At 40.2% G+C, this 17388-nt stretch carries 17 protein-coding genes; 14 read left to right on the top strand and 3 right to left on the bottom strand.

Going from position 1 to position 17388, the window contains the following annotated elements:
• The 3 genes from EV693_RS08250 to aspS form a co-directional block, all read right to left on the bottom strand.
• On the bottom strand, positions 1-741 hold the full coding sequence (locus EV693_RS08250; RefSeq protein WP_132501909.1) for a YebC/PmpR family DNA-binding transcriptional regulator: 741 nt from the start codon (positions 739-741) through the stop codon (positions 1-3).
• A 99-nt stretch (positions 742-840) separates the two neighbouring features.
• Entirely contained in the window at positions 841-1278 is a 438-nt protein-coding gene (gene nudB / locus EV693_RS08245; protein WP_132501908.1) for a dihydroneopterin triphosphate diphosphatase, read from the bottom strand.
• A gap of 54 nt (positions 1279-1332) precedes the next feature.
• Complete coding sequence (aspS, locus tag EV693_RS08240) at positions 1333-3108, bottom strand: aspartate--tRNA ligase (protein WP_132501907.1); 1776 nt, start codon at positions 3106-3108, stop codon at positions 1333-1335.
• 167 nt (positions 3109-3275) lie between these two features.
• On the opposite strand from aspS, the gene grpE reads away from it, so the two are divergent.
• From grpE to EV693_RS08170, 14 genes are all read left to right on the top strand, one after another.
• Positions 3276-3908 (top strand): nucleotide exchange factor GrpE, encoded by a 633-nt coding sequence (grpE, locus tag EV693_RS08235; RefSeq protein ID WP_132501905.1) that lies wholly within the window; start codon positions 3276-3278, stop codon positions 3906-3908.
• 87 nt (positions 3909-3995) lie between these two features.
• Positions 3996-4445 (top strand): DUF441 domain-containing protein, encoded by a 450-nt coding sequence (locus tag EV693_RS08230; RefSeq protein WP_132501903.1) that lies wholly within the window; start codon positions 3996-3998, stop codon positions 4443-4445.
• Between the two features lies 1 nt (position 4446).
• Entirely contained in the window at positions 4447-5142 is a 696-nt protein-coding gene (gene can / locus EV693_RS08225; protein ID WP_132501902.1) for a carbonate dehydratase, read from the top strand.
• 309 nt (positions 5143-5451) lie between these two features.
• Complete coding sequence (locus tag EV693_RS08220) at positions 5452-7173, top strand: alkaline phosphatase (RefSeq protein WP_132501900.1); 1722 nt, start codon at positions 5452-5454, stop codon at positions 7171-7173.
• Positions 7173-7628 (top strand): hypothetical protein, encoded by a 456-nt coding sequence (locus tag EV693_RS08215; protein WP_132501898.1) that lies wholly within the window; start codon positions 7173-7175, stop codon positions 7626-7628. Before EV693_RS08220 ends, EV693_RS08215 begins: the two co-directional genes overlap by 1 nt.
• Positions 7629-7648: 20 nt before the next feature.
• Complete coding sequence (locus EV693_RS08210; RefSeq protein ID WP_243694593.1) at positions 7649-8326, top strand: ABC transporter ATP-binding protein; 678 nt, start codon at positions 7649-7651, stop codon at positions 8324-8326.
• Positions 8320-9573, top strand: a complete 1254-nt coding sequence (locus tag EV693_RS08205; RefSeq protein WP_132501894.1) for an ABC transporter permease — start codon at positions 8320-8322, stop codon at positions 9571-9573. The genes EV693_RS08210 and EV693_RS08205 overlap by 7 nt, the downstream gene beginning before the upstream one ends.
• A 446-nt stretch (positions 9574-10019) precedes the next feature.
• Positions 10020-10904 (top strand): pyridoxal 5'-phosphate synthase lyase subunit PdxS, encoded by an 885-nt coding sequence (gene pdxS, locus EV693_RS08200; protein WP_132501893.1) that lies wholly within the window; start codon positions 10020-10022, stop codon positions 10902-10904.
• Positions 10904-11488: a pyridoxal 5'-phosphate synthase glutaminase subunit PdxT gene (pdxT, locus tag EV693_RS08195; protein WP_132501891.1), complete on the top strand. Its 585-nt coding sequence runs from the start codon at positions 10904-10906 to the stop codon at positions 11486-11488. Before pdxS ends, pdxT begins: the two co-directional genes overlap by 1 nt.
• 225 nt (positions 11489-11713) lie before the next feature.
• The gene (gene clpB / locus EV693_RS08190; RefSeq protein WP_132501890.1) at positions 11714-14287 is read left to right on the top strand and encodes an ATP-dependent chaperone ClpB; all 2574 of its coding nucleotides are present in this window, start codon (positions 11714-11716) and stop codon (positions 14285-14287) included.
• Between the two features lie 197 nt (positions 14288-14484).
• Complete coding sequence (locus EV693_RS08185; RefSeq protein WP_132501888.1) at positions 14485-15147, top strand: Bax inhibitor-1 family protein; 663 nt, start codon at positions 14485-14487, stop codon at positions 15145-15147.
• A gap of 96 nt (positions 15148-15243) precedes the next feature.
• On the top strand, positions 15244-15582 hold the full coding sequence (locus EV693_RS08180; protein WP_132501887.1) for a TusE/DsrC/DsvC family sulfur relay protein: 339 nt from the start codon (positions 15244-15246) through the stop codon (positions 15580-15582).
• A 71-nt stretch (positions 15583-15653) separates the two neighbouring features.
• A complete protein-coding gene (locus tag EV693_RS08175) occupies positions 15654-16550 on the top strand; it encodes a metal ABC transporter substrate-binding protein (protein WP_132501885.1) in 897 nt (298 codons plus the stop codon).
• A 63-nt stretch (positions 16551-16613) separates the two neighbouring features.
• Positions 16614-17360: a metal ABC transporter ATP-binding protein gene (locus tag EV693_RS08170; protein WP_132501883.1), complete on the top strand. Its 747-nt coding sequence runs from the start codon at positions 16614-16616 to the stop codon at positions 17358-17360.
• The last annotated feature ends 28 nt before the right edge of the window (positions 17361-17388 follow it).

Here is a 17388-nt window from a genome sequence, read left to right as displayed (position 1 = left end):
TTAGAGCAATGTCGCCACTTCATCGCTGATTTCTCCGTTGTGGTACACATTTTGCACATCATCACATTCTTCCAGCATATCGATCAATTTTAATAATTTTGGTGCATTTTCAGCATCAAGATCCACTGTTGTTGATGGAATCATTGATACCTCAGCGGATTCAATTTTGAACCCTGCTTTTTCAATGCCATCACGCACATCACCGAGATCCTCCCAAGCAGTATAAATTTCAAATGAACCATCTTCTTGCGGTTGAATATCGTCTGCACCAGCCTCAATTGCGGCTTCAGTCAAAGCATCTTCATCAGCGGAGCTAATTAAAATTAACCCTTTTTTGCTAAATAAATAACCAACAGAGCCTTCTGTACCCAAATTACCGCCACATTTAGTGAAACTTGGACGAACTTGTGAGATAGTGCGGTTAGCATTATCGCTTAAACATTCTACCATCACTGCTGTGCCACCTGGTCCATAGCCCTCATAGATTTTGGTTTCCATATTGGTATCATCGCCGCCTCCCACACCACGCTCAATGGCACGATTGATAGTGTCTCGTGTCATATTATTAGACAATGCTTTATCCACCGCTGAACGTAAGCGAGGATTAGAAGCCACATCACCGCCGCCTAATTTGGCAGCGGTAACCAATTCACGAATTAATTTAGTAAAAATTTTGCCACGTTGTGCATCTTGTGCCGCTTTGCGGTGTTTAATATTAGCCCACTTACTATGACCTGCCATTTTAGTTTCCTTCTTTTTCTTTGTTAAAAAGTAGGGACGCAATGCTTGCGTCCGTTGAAATGATAAATTGACACGAGGCATCGTGTCCCTACAAGCGGTCTATTTTCGCAAAAATGTTGCAATCGCTTGTGCATTACTAGGGGATTTTGTCCGTTGAATCGCTTCCTGTGGCGAAAGCCATTCAAAAGCCAAATGTTCCGTTAAAACAGGAAAGGTTTCATCGTGCAACCCCAACAAAAACCAATGTTCTGTACAGTGCGTGATATTCGGTGCGTATTTATAGCGGAATTGGGGGAAAATCTCAAATTTTACCGAGTGCTGGCAATCCACTAGCGTTATCCCCTCTGCGACAATATCCACACCAATTTCTTCTTTTACTTCACGAAGTGCGGTCTCAAACGGCTGTTCGCCATTTTCAATCGTGCCTGTAACAGATTGCCAAAATTCAGGATCATCTTGGCGTTGCAGCATTAAGATGTTTCCTGAATTCAGAGCGTAAATCACAACTAGAATAGAATGCGGATTTTTATAGTTCATTTTAATGGATATTTATCTTATCGCTTTGAAAAATACCCTATTTAGGGCATTAGATTAGTCGTTGTTTTCTTTTTTTACCACACGAATGGCTAATTCCTCCAACGCTTGCGGATTGGCAAAACTTGGGGCTTCGGTCATTAAGCACGCTGCCGCTGTGGTTTTTGGGAATGCGATGACATCACGGATATTTTCTGTGCCAGTGATGAGCATTGTTAAACGGTCTAAGCCGAACGCCAAACCTGCGTGTGGTGGTGTGCCGAACTTGAGAGCATCTAATAAGAAGCCAAATTTTTCCTGCTGCTCTTCTTCATTAATGCCTAAAATATTGAACACGGTCTGCTGCATTTTGGGATCATAGATACGCACCGAACCGCCGCCCACTTCGTAGCCGTTGATGACCATATCGTAAGCATTTGCAACTGCATTCACAGGATCTGCAACCAATTCTTCTGAGGTTAAGCCTTTTGGCGAGGTGAATGGGTGGTGCATTGCCGATAGGTTACCCTCATCATCTTTTTCAAACATTGGGAAGTCAATTACCCAAAGTGGTTTCCAAGCGGTTAAATCAGTGAGATTTAAATCACGTCCAACTTTCAAACGTAATGCCCCCATTGCGTCTGCGACAATGTTTGCTTTATCTGCACCGAAGAAAATAATATCGCCATTTTGAGCATTCACACGCTTAAATAATGCATTGAAAATATCTTCGTTTAAGAATTTTGCCACGGGGCTTTGCACGCCTTCTAAACCTACATTGACATCATTAATTTTCGCCCACGCCAAGCCTTTTGCCCCGTAAATCCCCACAAACTGGGTGTACTCATCAATTTGTTTACGAGTTAATTCTGCACCATTTGGTACACGAAGTATTGCCACACGCCCTTCAGGATCGTTTGCTGGCGTATTGAATACTTTAAATTCAACGCCTTTTAAAATATCCGCTACGTCCACCAATTCAAGCGGATTACGCAGGTCAGGCTTATCTGATCCAAAACGTTGCATTGCTTCACTCCACGTCATTATAGGGAATTTACCTAAATCCACGTTTAAACGATCCAACCATAAGCCACGAATCATTTTTTCCATCAGTTCACGCACTTCTTCAGCACTTAAGAATGAGGTTTCTACATCAATTTGAGTAAATTCAGGCTGACGATCTGCACGCAAATCTTCATCACGGAAGCATTTCACGATTTGGTAATAGCGATCAAAGCCAGACATCATCAACAATTGCTTGAACAATTGTGGTGATTGTGGGAGGGCATAAAATTTGCCTTTGTGTACACGGCTTGGGACTAGATAGTCTCTTGCTCCCTCTGGCGTGGCTTTAGTTAGCATTGGTGTTTCGATATCTAAGAAACCGTGTTCGTCCATAAAACGACGAATGAAGCTGGTAATTTTGGCACGAGTTTTCAAACGTTCTGCCATTTCTGGACGACGTAAATCAAGATAGCGGAATGTTAAACGCTGCTCTTCGGTATTATTTTGGTTAAAATCCAGTGGCAATACAGCAGCATTATTATAAACCACTACATTTTTTACCAAGACTTCAATTTCGCCAGTTGTCATTTCTTTATTAATTTGTGATTCATCACGAGCGATCACTTCACCTTGAATTTGTACACAGGCTTCATTACGTAAATTTGAGGCAATTTGAAATAATTCAGTCTCTTTTTCATCAAAGAAAACTTGAACAACTCCCTCACGATCACGAATTTGCATAAAAATAAAACGACCAAGATTACGGACACGATGAACCCAACCACTTAATGTTACCGATTGTCCAACGTGTGAGCGGTTTAATTGACCGCAATAGTGAGAACGCATCATAAGTTACCCTTAATTAATTCAGAAAAAATTGCTGGCGATTATAGCGAAATCTTATGCTAGAAAATACAAAAAATTGGTTTTATCCTTGAATTATAGTAATTAAACGCTATATTAGCGGTCGTTTTTAGCAAGAAATTTGCAATAAAATAGACTAAAAGAGGAAGGTTATGATAAATCAAACTGAAAAAGATGTTGTAGAACAAACCGTTAGCGAGCAGGCTAGTGCAGAGCAAGTTGGTACAGAACAGAATACAACTGCTGAAATTGATGTAATGGCGGGGGAGGAGCAGAGAGAAGAAGTGCAAGAAAGTGCATTGCTTGTTGAAGCTCAGAATCGTATTACAGAGCTAGAAACCTATATTGCTGAAGCTGATAAGCGTGAGCAAGATATTCAACTTCGAGCACAAGCTGAAATCCAAAACATTCGTCGCCGAGCGGATCAAGATATAGAAAAAGCACATAAATTTGCCCTTGAGAAATTCTCAAAAGAACTCTTGACCGTTGTTGATAACCTTGAGCGTGGCTTATCAGCATTAGATGACGCAGTAACTGACGAGAAAACACAAGCACTAGTTGATGGTGTAGAAATGACACACAAAGAATTTCTTTCTACTCTTGCTAAGTTTGGCGTTGAACCAGTGGGAGTAGTGGGGGAAGTGTTTAACCCTGAATTACACCAAGCAATTTCAATGCAGCCAGCAGAAGGCATTGATGCCAACCATATTAGTGTGGTATTACAAAAAGGCTACACCCTGCAAGGGCGTGTACTTCGCCCAGCAATGGTGATGGTTGCAGGCTAATTAAACAAAAGTCCTCAAGAACATTTGAGGACTTTTTTGTAAATAAAATTAACTAAAACAAGATTCACAAAAAATTGACCGCTGACTATGTCATTACATCTTAATTCTATTGCCTTATTACTCGTTTTTCTAATTTTATTAGGTATATTTAGCCAAAATAGTGCTGTTACTATTTCTGCTGCGATATTGTTGATAATGCAACAAACGTTACTAAACAAATATTTACCTTGGCTAGAGCAATATGGTTTAAAAATCGGCATTATTATCCTGACCATTGGTGTACTTAGCCCACTAGTTTCAGGCAGAATTAGCCTGCCAGACTGGAAAATGTTACTCAATTGGAAAATGCTTTTTGCCGTTCTGACAGGCATTCTGGTCGCTTGGTTTGGTGGGCGAGGTGTTAATTTAATGAGTAGTCAGCCTATTTTAGTCACAGGATTATTAATAGGGACAATTATAGGTGTTGCTTTTTTTGATGGTATCCCCGTAGGTCCTTTAATTGCTGCGGGTATATTATCTTTGGTGTTAGGGAAATAATATGAAACAAATTGAACGCCTATTTGCGAATAATCACGCTTGGGCAACGCAAATGAAAGATGAGCAGTCGGACTATTTTAAAAAGTTGGCGGAACATCAAAAACCGACTTATTTGTGGATTGGGTGTTCAGATAGTCGGGTACCTGCGGAGAAATTGACAGGGCTAGAACCAGGCGAACTATTTGTTCATCGAAACGTCGCAAACTTGGTTATCCACACTGATTTAAATTGTTTATCGGTGGTGCAATATGCAGTAGATGTATTGGATATTGAGCATATTATTATTTGTGGTCATACCAATTGTGGGGGGATAAAAGCCGCTATTGGTATGCAGGACCAAGGATTAATTAGTAATTGGCTTTTGCATATTAGAGACTTGTGGCTAAAACATAGCCATTTGTTAGGGAAATTATCACAGGAACAAAGAGCAGATATGCTGACTCGTTTAAATGTGGTGGAACAGGTGCATAATTTGGCACGTTGTTCTATTGTGAAAGCAGCTTGGGGGCGAGGAAAAAAATTATCTATTCACGGCTGGGTCTATGATGTAAACGATGGATTTTTAAAAGATCAAGGTGTGATTGCAACAAGTCGTGAGCCACTTGAGATTACCTACCGAAATGCGATTGCTAGATTGCTGACTGAAGCTGACGAGATTTATCAGGCGAATGAAGATGATTATATATCACATCAGTAAACGTTGAACGCTGATGATATTAAATTTAATCACTCTTTTATTTATTAAGAAAAATTGCAGTAGTTATTTTCTCATTTTGCCACATCGGGTTGTGGCTTCATTTTTTACCTTTCCCTGTTCTCAGTATTATAACGGCTATAAGAGCAATAGAACGCTATTTTCGCTTCGCTATGGTCAGAATATTTTTCTGACATCGAATAGTATTTGCGTGCGGTTCTATTTCTTTTCATGAATATTGTATTTAGTCATCAAATTGTCATATCAAATAGTTACAATTACCTACGAAGTATTTTTAATAGGAGCATACTAATGAAACTTCGTTATTTAATTTCTTTGATGATGACAGCTCTCCCCGTAAGTGGGGTTGCACAAAATATCTACCCAATTGATCGTGCAACGATGATGGAAGGTGGAAAATTTGATTTTAAAGTCGAATTTGATGAAGTGATTAAACTCGAGCAAGCTAAAATCTTAATCAACGGTAAAGATTATCGTGATGTGCTAAAAGGCAATGTTGAGTTTGTTGAGAAAGAAGATGGCAAAGAGGTTTCTGCGTTGTGGATTCGTGATACGAGTATTGCTCGTGCGGATGCTTATAAAGTAACGGTAGAAACAAAAGGAAAAAAATCAGAAGTAAAATGGGACGTTTATGCAACGCCTGAAAAGCGTAAAGCAAAAAATGTGATTTTATTCTTAGGTGATGGTTTATCAGTAGCTCACCGCACAGGGGCGCGTATTTTGTCCAAAGGCGTGAATGAAGGGAAAGCAAATGCCAAATTGGCGATGGATACTTTGCCGTATATGGGCTTTATTGGTACATCAAGTACAGATGCCATCACTGCTGACAGTGCGAACACGATGAGTGCTTACATGACGGGGCATAAATCTGCGATCAATGCGTTAGGGGTTTATACCAGTCGTTCTGAAGGCAATTTTAATCACCCAAAACAAGAGACTCTAGGTGAGTTATTAAAACGCCGTACTAAGATGGCGGTTGGGATCGTATCTGATGCTGAGATTGAAGATGCAACGCCTGCGGCAGTTGTCTCACATACACGCCGTCGTAGCGATAAACCAGAAATTGTGGAAATGATGTATAACGTGAAGCCAGATGTTATTTTAGGTGGTGGTTCTGCATATTTCCTGCCGAAAAGCACTCCGGGTTCAAAACGTAAAGACGAGAAGAACTTTATTGAGCTGTTCAAAAATGATGGGTATCAGTTTGTTACGGATGCAACTGAGTTAAAAGGTGTGGCAAAAGATACACGTAAATTACTGGGTTTATTCCATACGGGTAATATGAATACTGTTGTGGATCGTCGTTTTCTCACTGAGAACGGTGCAACCAAAAAATTCCCAAATCAGCCAGATTTGACTGAGATGACCAGAGCAGCGTTAGATGTGTTATCTAAAAATGAAGACGGTTTCTTCTTAGTGGTGGAATCTGCGTTAATTGATAAAGCTTCTCACCCATTAGATTGGGAACGTGCTGTAATGGGAACCATTATGCTTGATCAAGCGGTTGAAATTGCAAAAGAATTTGCAAAAAAAGATCCGGATACTCTTATTCTAGTGACAGCTGATCATACTCACGGTTTGTCAATTACTGGTGTGGTAGATGATAACAAAGAAGCAGAATTAATGCGTGATAAAGTCACCCAATCAGGTTTCCCAAATTATAAAGATGAAGATGGCGATGGCTATCCAGATAAACTTGATGTGGATAAGCGTCTTGCGGTTTTCTTTACTAACTTCCCTGACTACTATGAAACTTTCCGTCCAAAACTTGATGGTCAATTTGTCCCAGCGGTAAAAAATGATAAAGGTGAATATGTTGCGAATGAAGCATTTAAAGATGTTCCGGGTGCAATGTTCCGTCAGGGCATTTTACCAAGAAACTATGGCTCAGGTGCACATACCGTTGATGATGTTGTGATTCAAGCAGGTGGACCGGGGGCAGAAGCAATCCGTGGTTATATGGAAAACTCTGACTTATTCAAAGTAATTGTAGACGCATTGGCGGTTAAATAATGCAATTAGTGATTGCAAATTGTTATAAAAACCTAGCACGTATAGTGCTAGGTTGTTTATTGCTCTTTTCAAGTTATTCTAGCTACGGTAATACATTAACTTTTAACGAGTTGTACGGGAAATTTTCTGTAACAGGGTTGGAATTTAGTGATAAGGTAAAAGCGTTAGTGGGTAAGAAAGTGACTATTAACGGTTTTATGGCTCCTCCCCTAAAGGCAGAATCACAATTTTTTGTTTTAACCAAAACACCCATGGCGGTCTGCCCATTTTGTTCATCTGATGCAGATTGGCCAGAAGATATTCTCGTGGTCTATTTGGGCAAGCGGCAAAATTTTGTGCAATATAATGCAATGATTTCAGTAAAAGGTATTTTGGAGTATGGCGTGTCGGTCGATCCTGATACTGGATTTGTCAGTCTGTTACGTCTGCGTGAAGCACAGTTTGATACACTTTAAGAAACAAAAGGAAACCGATGATGAATTTAACGATAAATACATTATCGATAGCAGTACCTAATCTACATTATCCCATCTTATCTATTCCTCATTTAAGGGTGGATTCACAACAGCATCTCGCTATTTTAGGTCCTTCGGGTTCGGGAAAATCAACATTTCTAAATGCCATCAGTGGTTTGATTCAAGTACAGCCTGACCAGATTAAATGGGGAGATATAGATTTGTACCAATTGAGCGCAACACAACGAGATACTTGGCGTTTTCAGCATATTGGTATGATTATGCAAGATTTCTATCTCACTACGGGTTTGACTGCACTTGAAAATGTTTTATTGCCTTATAGCTTTCGGCACTGGCGTATTCAGCCAACAGTGAGGCAGCGAGCAATCGACCTGTTAGCCACAATGAATTTTGAACAATTTGACCGCCCCGTTGAATATCTTTCTCGTGGTGAAATGCAACGAGTAGCAATTGCAAGAGCGTTATTATGTAAGCCTGAAATTATTATTGCGGATGAACCCACTGCCAGCCTAGATGCAGAAAATGGACGGATCATCACTGAGTTATTGATCAGATTAGCTAAGCAAGAATCTTGCACTCTCATTGTATCTACACACGATCGCTATCTTGCCGAACAGCTTTCCCGCCGTATTTATCTCAAAAATGGGCAAATTGAACGAGAAGAATCTTTATGTTAAACCTAAAACTGCTGTTACTTCATTTTCGTAAGAATAAATTGGGTAGCCTGATGATGATGATGTTGATCGCATTGTCGGTGGCATTAAGTATTGCGGTCAATTTACAAGAACGTGCGTTTAGAGAAGGCAGTGCAAAGGCTGCAGATCGTTTTGACATTGTAATTGGCGGCTTAGGCAGTGAGGTTCAACTAGTATTGTCCACCGTTTATTTACAATCTGCAGTCTTACCCTTAATTCCCACCTCTGTACTGACAGAACTCCAACAGAACCCACAGGTTGAATGGGCTGCTCCTCTCGCTTTTGGTGACTTTGTTCGTGGAATGCCAATTGTGGGTACCAACAAAATGTTTATCAGTCATAAGCAACGAGAAAAAATGGCTGGACGTGTGTTTGAAAATGCCTTTGAAGCGGTGGTAGGGAGCAAAACTGGTTTTAAATTGGGTGATAAATTTTCGCCTCTACACGGACAATTAGGTGAAGCAGGAACCCATTCACATCAAAATGTTGCTTATGAGGTTGTCGGCATTCTACCGCCAGAGGATAGTATTTGGGATACTGCAGTGCTTGTTCCACTTGAAACTATTTGGGAAACTCATGCACATAGCGGGCAATCAAATCTGCAAGCGGTCAATAATAAGAATCCAATTACAGGTAGAGTCCAAGTCACCAGAATTAATCAGCTTAATGATATTCACGAACACCCAGAATTAGGTATTTCAGCGATTGTAGTCAAGCCAAAAAGCTTTGCGGCTGCATATAAGCTTCGAGGCGAATACCGCAACGGCAAAACTCAAGCCTTGTTTCCTGCTGAAGTATTGGTGAGAGTATATGCAATTTTAGGGGATAGTAAGGAAGTATTGAAATGGATTGCAACCGTTTCACAGATTTTGGTAGCAATTGCATTGATTATGATCGTGACACTCTATCTCAAACAGCAACAACGCCAAATTGCTGCTTGGCGGATATTTGGAGCACCTAGATATAAAATTTTGTGGTTAATTTGGGCGACATTGTTGATGATGATCATCGCTGCAATTGTGCTTGGAGTAGCAATAGGTTATTTCTCTACCGTAATTATTTCACAAAAAATTAGCCTGAAAAGCGGTTTTGCCCTGCCTGTATCACTGAATCTAGAAGACGTCTACTACATTGCCAGTATATTCATTATCGCCTTATTAATGGCTCTTATTCCTTCACTGTTGTTCTACAAGCAATCGCCACTAAAGGGGCTTAAGGAAGATAGATAATTGTTTTTCGTAGTAATGCAATAATATACTTAATAATCTTTTTAGGAGCGGAATAAGATCTCTTCTGATTTTGCAAAATGATATCATTAAAATTATTATTCCCTCAAGATTGCAGTCATTACATTGCCATAAATACTTGATTCTTCTTAGCATGCAGAATCTATAATCATACTTTAACTAAATGAAAGAGAGTCAGGCAACAATTGCATTAGGTACTCCAGCTTATGTAGCAACCGAAATTCAATAGGAGAGGCATTCATTAATAGGTTAATGATTAGCTTATTAATTTAGTGGGAGCGATGTTGTATATGAACTCTAGAGAATGCTGTTGATTTTCATCAAAATGAACATATTAAATTATTCAAAATTGACCCTTTTCACCATATCTGTTACAGTGGAAAAAGGCAGGGATTTTTGTGTCATTTAACTTAATCGGAGAAAAAAAGATGTCTGTAATTGGGACTAATGTAGTAAAACGTGGTATGGCTCAAATGCAAAAAGGTGGCGTTATTATGGACGTCATTAATGCTGAACAAGCTCGTATTGCTGAGGCGGCAGGAGCTGTGGCAGTGATGGCGTTGGAGCGAGTACCATCTGATATTCGAGCTGCTGGTGGAGTGGCAAGAATGGCAAACCCTAAAATTGTGCGTGAAGTGCTAGAGGCAGTGTCTATTCCTGTGATGGCAAAAGCACGAATTGGGCATATCACAGAAGCCCGCGTGCTAGAGGCTATGGGGGTTGATTATATTGATGAGAGCGAGGTATTGACGCCTGCAGATGAAGAATTTCACTTGTTGAAAAGCGATTACACCGTGCCATTTGTGTGTGGGTGCCGTGATTTGGGTGAAGCATTACGCCGTATTGGCGAAGGGGCGTCAATGCTACGCACGAAAGGGGAACCAGGGACAGGCAATATTGTTGAAGCCGTTCGACATATTCGTAAAGTCAATGCACAAGTACGAAAAGTAGTGGCAATGAACCACGATGAACTAATGACAGAAGCAAAAAACCTCGGTGCACCTTTTGAATTATTACTGCAAATTAAACAATTGGGTAAATTGCCAGTGGTGAATTTTGCCGCAGGTGGCGTAGCCACGCCAGCAGATGCTGCATTGATGATGGAACTTGGGGCTGACGGCGTCTTTGTTGGATCAGGCATATTCAAGTCAGAAAATCCAGAAAAATTTGCAAGAGCCATTGTGCAAGCCACTACGCATTATCAAGATTACGATTTAATTGCTCGTTTATTCGAAGAGCTGGGTGAACCGATGCGTGGTCTTGATATTGCTAAACTTTCTGCTGCAGAAAGAATGCAAGAAAGAGGCTGGTAATGACGGATTTCTCCAATATTCGTGTGGGAGTGTTAGCTCTGCAAGGTGCAGTGAGCGAACATTTGACTCAAATTGAAGCGTTAGGTGCGACGGCGGTTGCGGTTAAGCATATTACTCAATTAGCAGGGCTAGATGCACTTGTATTACCAGGGGGAGAGAGTACGGCAATCGGTCGATTAATGCGAGAATATGGCTTTATTGAGGCAATTCGTGAATTTTCAGCACAAAATAAGCCAATTTTTGGTACTTGTGCAGGAATGATTTTGCTTGCTAAACAAATTATTGGCGGTGAGCCGAGCCATTTAGATTTAATGGATATTGCAGTGCAGCGGAATGCGTTTGGGCGGCAAATTGACAGTTTCCAAGCGGATTTAACAGTTAAAGGTCTAGAGGCACCTTTTCCTGCGGTATTTATTCGAGCCCCTTATATCGCTCAATTGCTATCTTCGGACATAGAGGTGTTAGCAGAGATTGAAGGCAATGTGGTATTAGCCAAACAAAACAATCTACTCGCTTGCTCTTTCCACCCAGAATTGACGCCTGATACACGCATTATGCGTTTGTTTATGCAGATGATAAAGTAACGCTCTGTTTTTTCTATTTATCTATTTTTCTATTCGATTAAAAATCTCTCTTGCTCTCTTTTATTTGGGAAACTGCAAGGGGGATTTTTTCTTTATGACTATGTTAGCAAGCGGTCAAAATCAGCTAATTTTTTACAAAATAGCCTTTTGCTCTTGAATTCTATTTTATTGAGACCATTTATCTTCTAACGCTAATGTTTGGCGGGCTATTTTAAGGAGAAGACAATGAACATTGATAAAATGACAACTAAGTTGCAACAAGCTCTTGCTGATGCTCAATCTTTGGCGGTTGGAAAAGATCACGCTTATATTGAACCAGTGCATTTATTAGTCAGTTTATTGGCACAAACAGAGGGTGCAATTTCGCCGTTATTTACTGCAATGAATGTTCCACCTGCACAGCTACAGCGTGAGCTAGAAAAAATGTTACATAAATTGCCACAAGTCAGCGGTGGACATACACAGCCTTCTCAGCAACTTTTCCGCTTATTAAACCAAGCAGATAAATTCGCTCAACAGATGGGCGATAGTTTTATTTCATCGGAGTTAGTTGTACTGGCTGCTGTAGAAGATAATGGTGATATTGGAAAAGTGCTAAAACAATTAGGACTCACTAAGGCAAAAGTGGAACAGGCGATTGGACAAATTAGAGGAGGCGAAAACGTGAATAATCAAAATGCAGAAGAAACCAGACAAGCATTACAAAAATATACCATTGATCTCACAGAACGTGCAAAAGCAGGCAAACTTGATCCTGTCATTGGGCGTGATGAGGAAATTCGCCGTGCAGTGCAGGTATTACAGCGTCGTACCAAAAATAACCCTGTGCTAATTGGCGAGCCAGGTGTGGGGAAAACAGCGATTGTTGAAGGGTTGGCTCAACGTATTGTCAATGGAGAAGTGCCAGAAGGATTGAAAAATAAGCGAGTATTGTCGCTGGATATGGGGGCGTTAATCGCTGGAGCAAAATATCGTGGTGAGTTTGAAGAGCGTTTAAAAGCAGTTTTAAAAGAGCTAGCAAAAGAAGAAGGACAGGTGATTCTATTTATTGATGAAATTCATACTATGGTTGGGGCAGGTAAAACTGATGGGGCAATGGACGCTGGCAATTTGCTCAAACCATCACTTGCTCGTGGCGAATTGCATTGTGTGGGAGCAACCACCCTTGATGAATATCGACAATATATTGAAAAAGATGCTGCACTGGAACGCCGTTTTCAGAAGGTATTGGTTGATGAGCCAACTGTGGAAGATACGATTGCGATTTTGCGTGGTTTAAAAGAGCGGTATGAAATTCATCATCACGTTCAAATTACCGATCCTGCAATTGTGGCAGCGGCAACGCTCTCACACCGTTATGTGTCAGATCGCCAACTGCCCGATAAAGCAATTGATTTAATTGATGAAGCTGCGTCTAGCTTGCGTATGGAGATTGATTCTAAACCTGAACCTTTGGATAAGCTGGAACGCCGCATTATTCAACTTAAGTTGGAACGTCAAGCGTTGCAAAAAGAGGAAGATGAGGCAAGCCGTCAGCGTCTTGCAAAATTAGACGAAGAAATGACCGCTCGTGAGCGTGAATATTCAGAATTAGAAGAAATCTGGAAAGCAGAGAAATCTGTCTTATTTGGCACACAGCATCTTAAAACGGAGTTAGAAAATGCTCGAATTGAGATGGATCAAGCTCGTCGTGAAAATAATTTTGAAAAAATGTCTGAGCTTCAATATGGCAAAATTCCAGCTCTTGAAAAGCAGCTCGAAGAGGCAGAAAAACGCACAGAAGTCGCAACAAATCAGCTACTTCGCACCAAAGTGACGGACGAGGAAATTGCGGAAGTCTTATCGAAAGCAACAGGCATTCCAGTCTCTAAAATGGTTGAGGGCGAAAAAGAGAAACTATTAAGAATGGAAGAGGCTTTACACCAACGTGTGATTGGGCAAAATGAAGCGGTCGAAGCCGTGGCAAATGCGATTCGTCGTAGCCGTGCGGGGTTATCTGATCCCAATCGTCCGATTGGTTCATTCTTATTCTTAGGTCCTACAGGGGTAGGTAAAACAGAATTGTGTAAAACATTAGCCAATTTCTTGTTTGATGATGCAGAGGCGATGGTGCGAATTGATATGTCTGAGTTTATGGAAAAACACAGTGTTTCACGCCTAGTCGGTGCACCGCCAGGGTATGTGGGTTATGAAGAAGGTGGCTACCTAACTGAAGCTGTTCGCCGTCGCCCTTATTCGGTCGTTTTGCTAGATGAAGTAGAAAAAGCCCACGCTGACGTGTTTAATATTCTGCTTCAAGTACTTGATGATGGGCGATTAACTGATGGACAAGGTCGCACTGTGGATTTCCGCAATACCGTGGTGATTATGACCTCAAATCTAGGTTCACATTTAATCCAAGAGAAACCAGAGGAAATGGATTACGCAGAGATGAAAGCTCGAGTGATGACTGTGGTTGGGCAGCATTTCCGCCCAGAGTTTATCAACCGTATTGATGAAACAGTGGTCTTCCACCCGCTTACTCAAACGCATATTCAGGCAATTGCAGGTATTCAGTTACAACGCCTGACGAAACGCCTTGCCGAACGTGGTTATAGTGTTACTATCACAGAATCTGCATTGGCACACATTGCTGAAGCTGGTTTTGACTCATTATTTGGAGCGAGACCATTAAAACGAGCGATTCAGCAAGAGCTAGAAAACCCATTGGCTCAACAGTTGCTAAGTGGTCAATTATTGCCAAATAGCTCTGTGATCGTCGATTATCAAGATGGGAAAATGATAGCGACACAACGCTAATCATAGAGAAAAACGCTAATTATAGAAACAAGCGGTCATTTCTTTGCAAAATTTTGCTAGGAAATGATTGCTTTATGGATAGTCTTCTTTTTCTTGACTAAAGAAAAGTGAGCCAATCCATTTGACTTTTACTGGGTTTATCGCTAATTTGTTACAGATTTTTAATCTGAACATAACCTTTATTAACAGGAGATTGTATGCAAGATCGTTTAGTGACTAACACACGCAGCGAATCGCTAATCAGTACACACAAGGTACTGCGTAATACCTATTTTCTATTGGGATTGACGTTAGCCTTTTCTTCTATTGTGGCAATGGTGGCAATGTCGTTAAATTTACCTCGTTTACCTTGGTGGGGAATGCTGGTGGGGTTTTATGGTCTGCTATTTTTAACCAATGCGACCGCAAATAGTGGATTGGGCATTTTAAGTGTTTTTGGATTAACAGGTTTTTTAGGCTATAGCCTAGGTCCAATTCTTTCAAGCTATTTAAGTGCTGGTTTAGGTGATGTTGTGGCTCTCGCATTTGGTGCAACTGCATTGGTCTTTTTTAGCTGTTCCGCTTATGTGCTGACGACAAAAAGAGATATGTCGTTCTTATCAGGTATGATGATTGCACTTTTTGTGGTGTTGCTCATTGGTGTGATTGCGAATATTTTCCTCACTATTCCAGCATTAAGCCTTGCAATCAGTGCGTTATTTGTGGTGTTCTCAAGTGGTGCGATTTTATTGACAACGAGCAATATCATTCACGGTGGTGAAACGAATTATATTCGTGCGACTGTTGATTTATATGTTTCACTCTATAATTTATTTGTCAGCTTTTTGCAAATTTTTGGCTTACTAGGTAGCGATGAATAATCGTTTTATAGTATAAAATTGAATAGAAATGCCACAACTAATGTGGCATTTTTTATTTTTAGCGTATTTTAGATGTGGTATTTAGGAGAGAGTTTTATGCATTATTTTATTGAATTTAATGGGCAGAAAATTGAAACGGATCAATTTGGCTATTTAAAGTATCTTAGTGACTGGTCGCCTGAATTGGCGATCAAGATTGCACATATTGATAATCTTGAACTAACACAAGCACACTGGGAAATTATTCATTTTGTACGAGCATTTTATCAAGAATATAACACATCACCTGCAATTAGAATGTTAGTCAAAGCCTTAGCTCAAAAATTTGGGGAAGAAAAAGGGAATAGCCGTTATTTACAACGCCTTTTCCCAGAGGGACCAGCAAAACAAGCTACGAAAATTTCTGGTTTACCAAAGCCAATAAAATGTTTATAATGTTTCTTGTTGAGAGTAATTCTCAATAACTTGTATCTAAATGAGAATTTAATTATAAAAGGAGACAAATTATGAAACTCAAGTTTTGGATAAAATCCTCTGTAGCAATGTTAGGTTTAGTTTCTTCATTGGCAATGGCAGCACCATTTAAGGTGGTGACAACATTTACCGTTATTCAAGACATTGCTCAAAATGTAGCTGGTGATAAAGCAGTGGTTGAATCCATTACGAAACCAGGAGCAGAAATCCACGATTATCAGCCGACCCCTAAAGATATTGTGAAAGCACAATCGGCGGATTTAATTTTGTGGAATGGATTGAATTTAGAACGTTGGTTTGAACGCTTCTTTGAGAATGTGAAGGGAAAACCTGCTGTTGTGGTTACACAAGGCATTAACCCAATTGCCATTAATGAGGGAGAGTATCAAGGCTTGCCAAATCCGCACGCTTGGATGTCCACTGAAAATGCTTTGGTGTATATCGAAAATATTCGTGCGGCATTGGTAAAACACGATCCTAAGAACGCAGAGAGTTACAACCAAAATGCAAAAGCTTATGCTGAAAAAGTCAAAGCAATTGCAGAACCATTGCGTCAGCGTTTGGCATTTATCCCTGAACAACAACGCTGGTTAGTTACCAGTGAAGGGGCGTTTAGCTATCTTGCTAAAGATTACCAGCTTAAAGAACTTTATCTTTGGGCGATTAATGCTGAAGAGCAAGGATCGCCAAAACAAGTGAAAAAGGTCATTGATGGTGTAAGAGCGAATCACATTCCAGTTGTTTTTAGTGAGAGTACCGTATCAGATAAGCCTGCTAAACAAGTGGCGAAAGAAACAGGGGCATTATATGGAGGTGTACTCTATGTTGATTCACTTTCAACCAAAGAGGGAGCAGTCCCAACTTATTTAGACTTACTTAAAGTAACTATTGAGACAGTCGTGACAGGCTTTGAGAAAAGTAAAAAATAGTTAAGTCATTTAAATCGTTTAACTTCGAAAGTATCTAAATATTGGAATAAAAATAGAGAAAAAATGAATAAATCTCCCGCCTGCATAAAAGTAGACCAGTTGTCTGTTCGCTATAATAATGGACATACAGCGTTACACGATGTGTCTTTTACCCTTGAAAACGGCACAATTTGTGCTCTAATTGGGGTGAATGGAGGTGGAAAATCCACTCTATTTAAAAGCATTATGGGGCTAGTTAGCCCCTTAACAGGCTCAGTTTTACTGAATAATTTACCTGTTAAAAAGGCACTCAAGCAAAATCGTGTTGCTTATGTACCACAAAGCGAAGAGGTTGATTGGCAATTTCCTGTTTCTGTCTATGATGTTGTGATGATGGGGCGTTATGGCTATATGAATTTTCTCCGCCGTCCAAGTTCAACAGATAAGTTAAAGGTCAAGGAGGCGATGCAGCGAGTTGGTGTCGAGTTGTTGCAGAATCGCCAAATTGGTGAATTATCTGGTGGACAAAAAAAACGTGTTTTTTTGGCTCGTGCGTTGGCTCAAGAAAGTGATATTATTTTGCTTGATGAGCCTTTTACTGGCGTTGATGTGAAAACGGAAAATGCAATTGTTGATTTGCTTAAACAATTGCGTGAGGAAGGGCATTTAATTTTGGTTTCAACGCATAATTTAGCGAGTATACCGAGTTTTTGCGATCAGGTTTTGATGATTAATCGCACTTTGTTGGCAGCAGGAAAAACAGAAAATACGTTCACTAATCAAAATCTAGAGAAGGTTTTTGGTGGATTATTGCACTATCAGGTTGAGTAACACTATAGGTTTTAGTCCTCCTACTACC

The sequence above is a fragment of the Nicoletella semolina genome (genome assembly GCF_004345745.1).
In the GTDB taxonomy this organism is placed as follows: Bacteria; Pseudomonadota; Gammaproteobacteria; order Enterobacterales; family Pasteurellaceae; genus Nicoletella; species Nicoletella semolina.
This window is presented reverse-complemented; position numbering and strand designations above follow the sequence as displayed.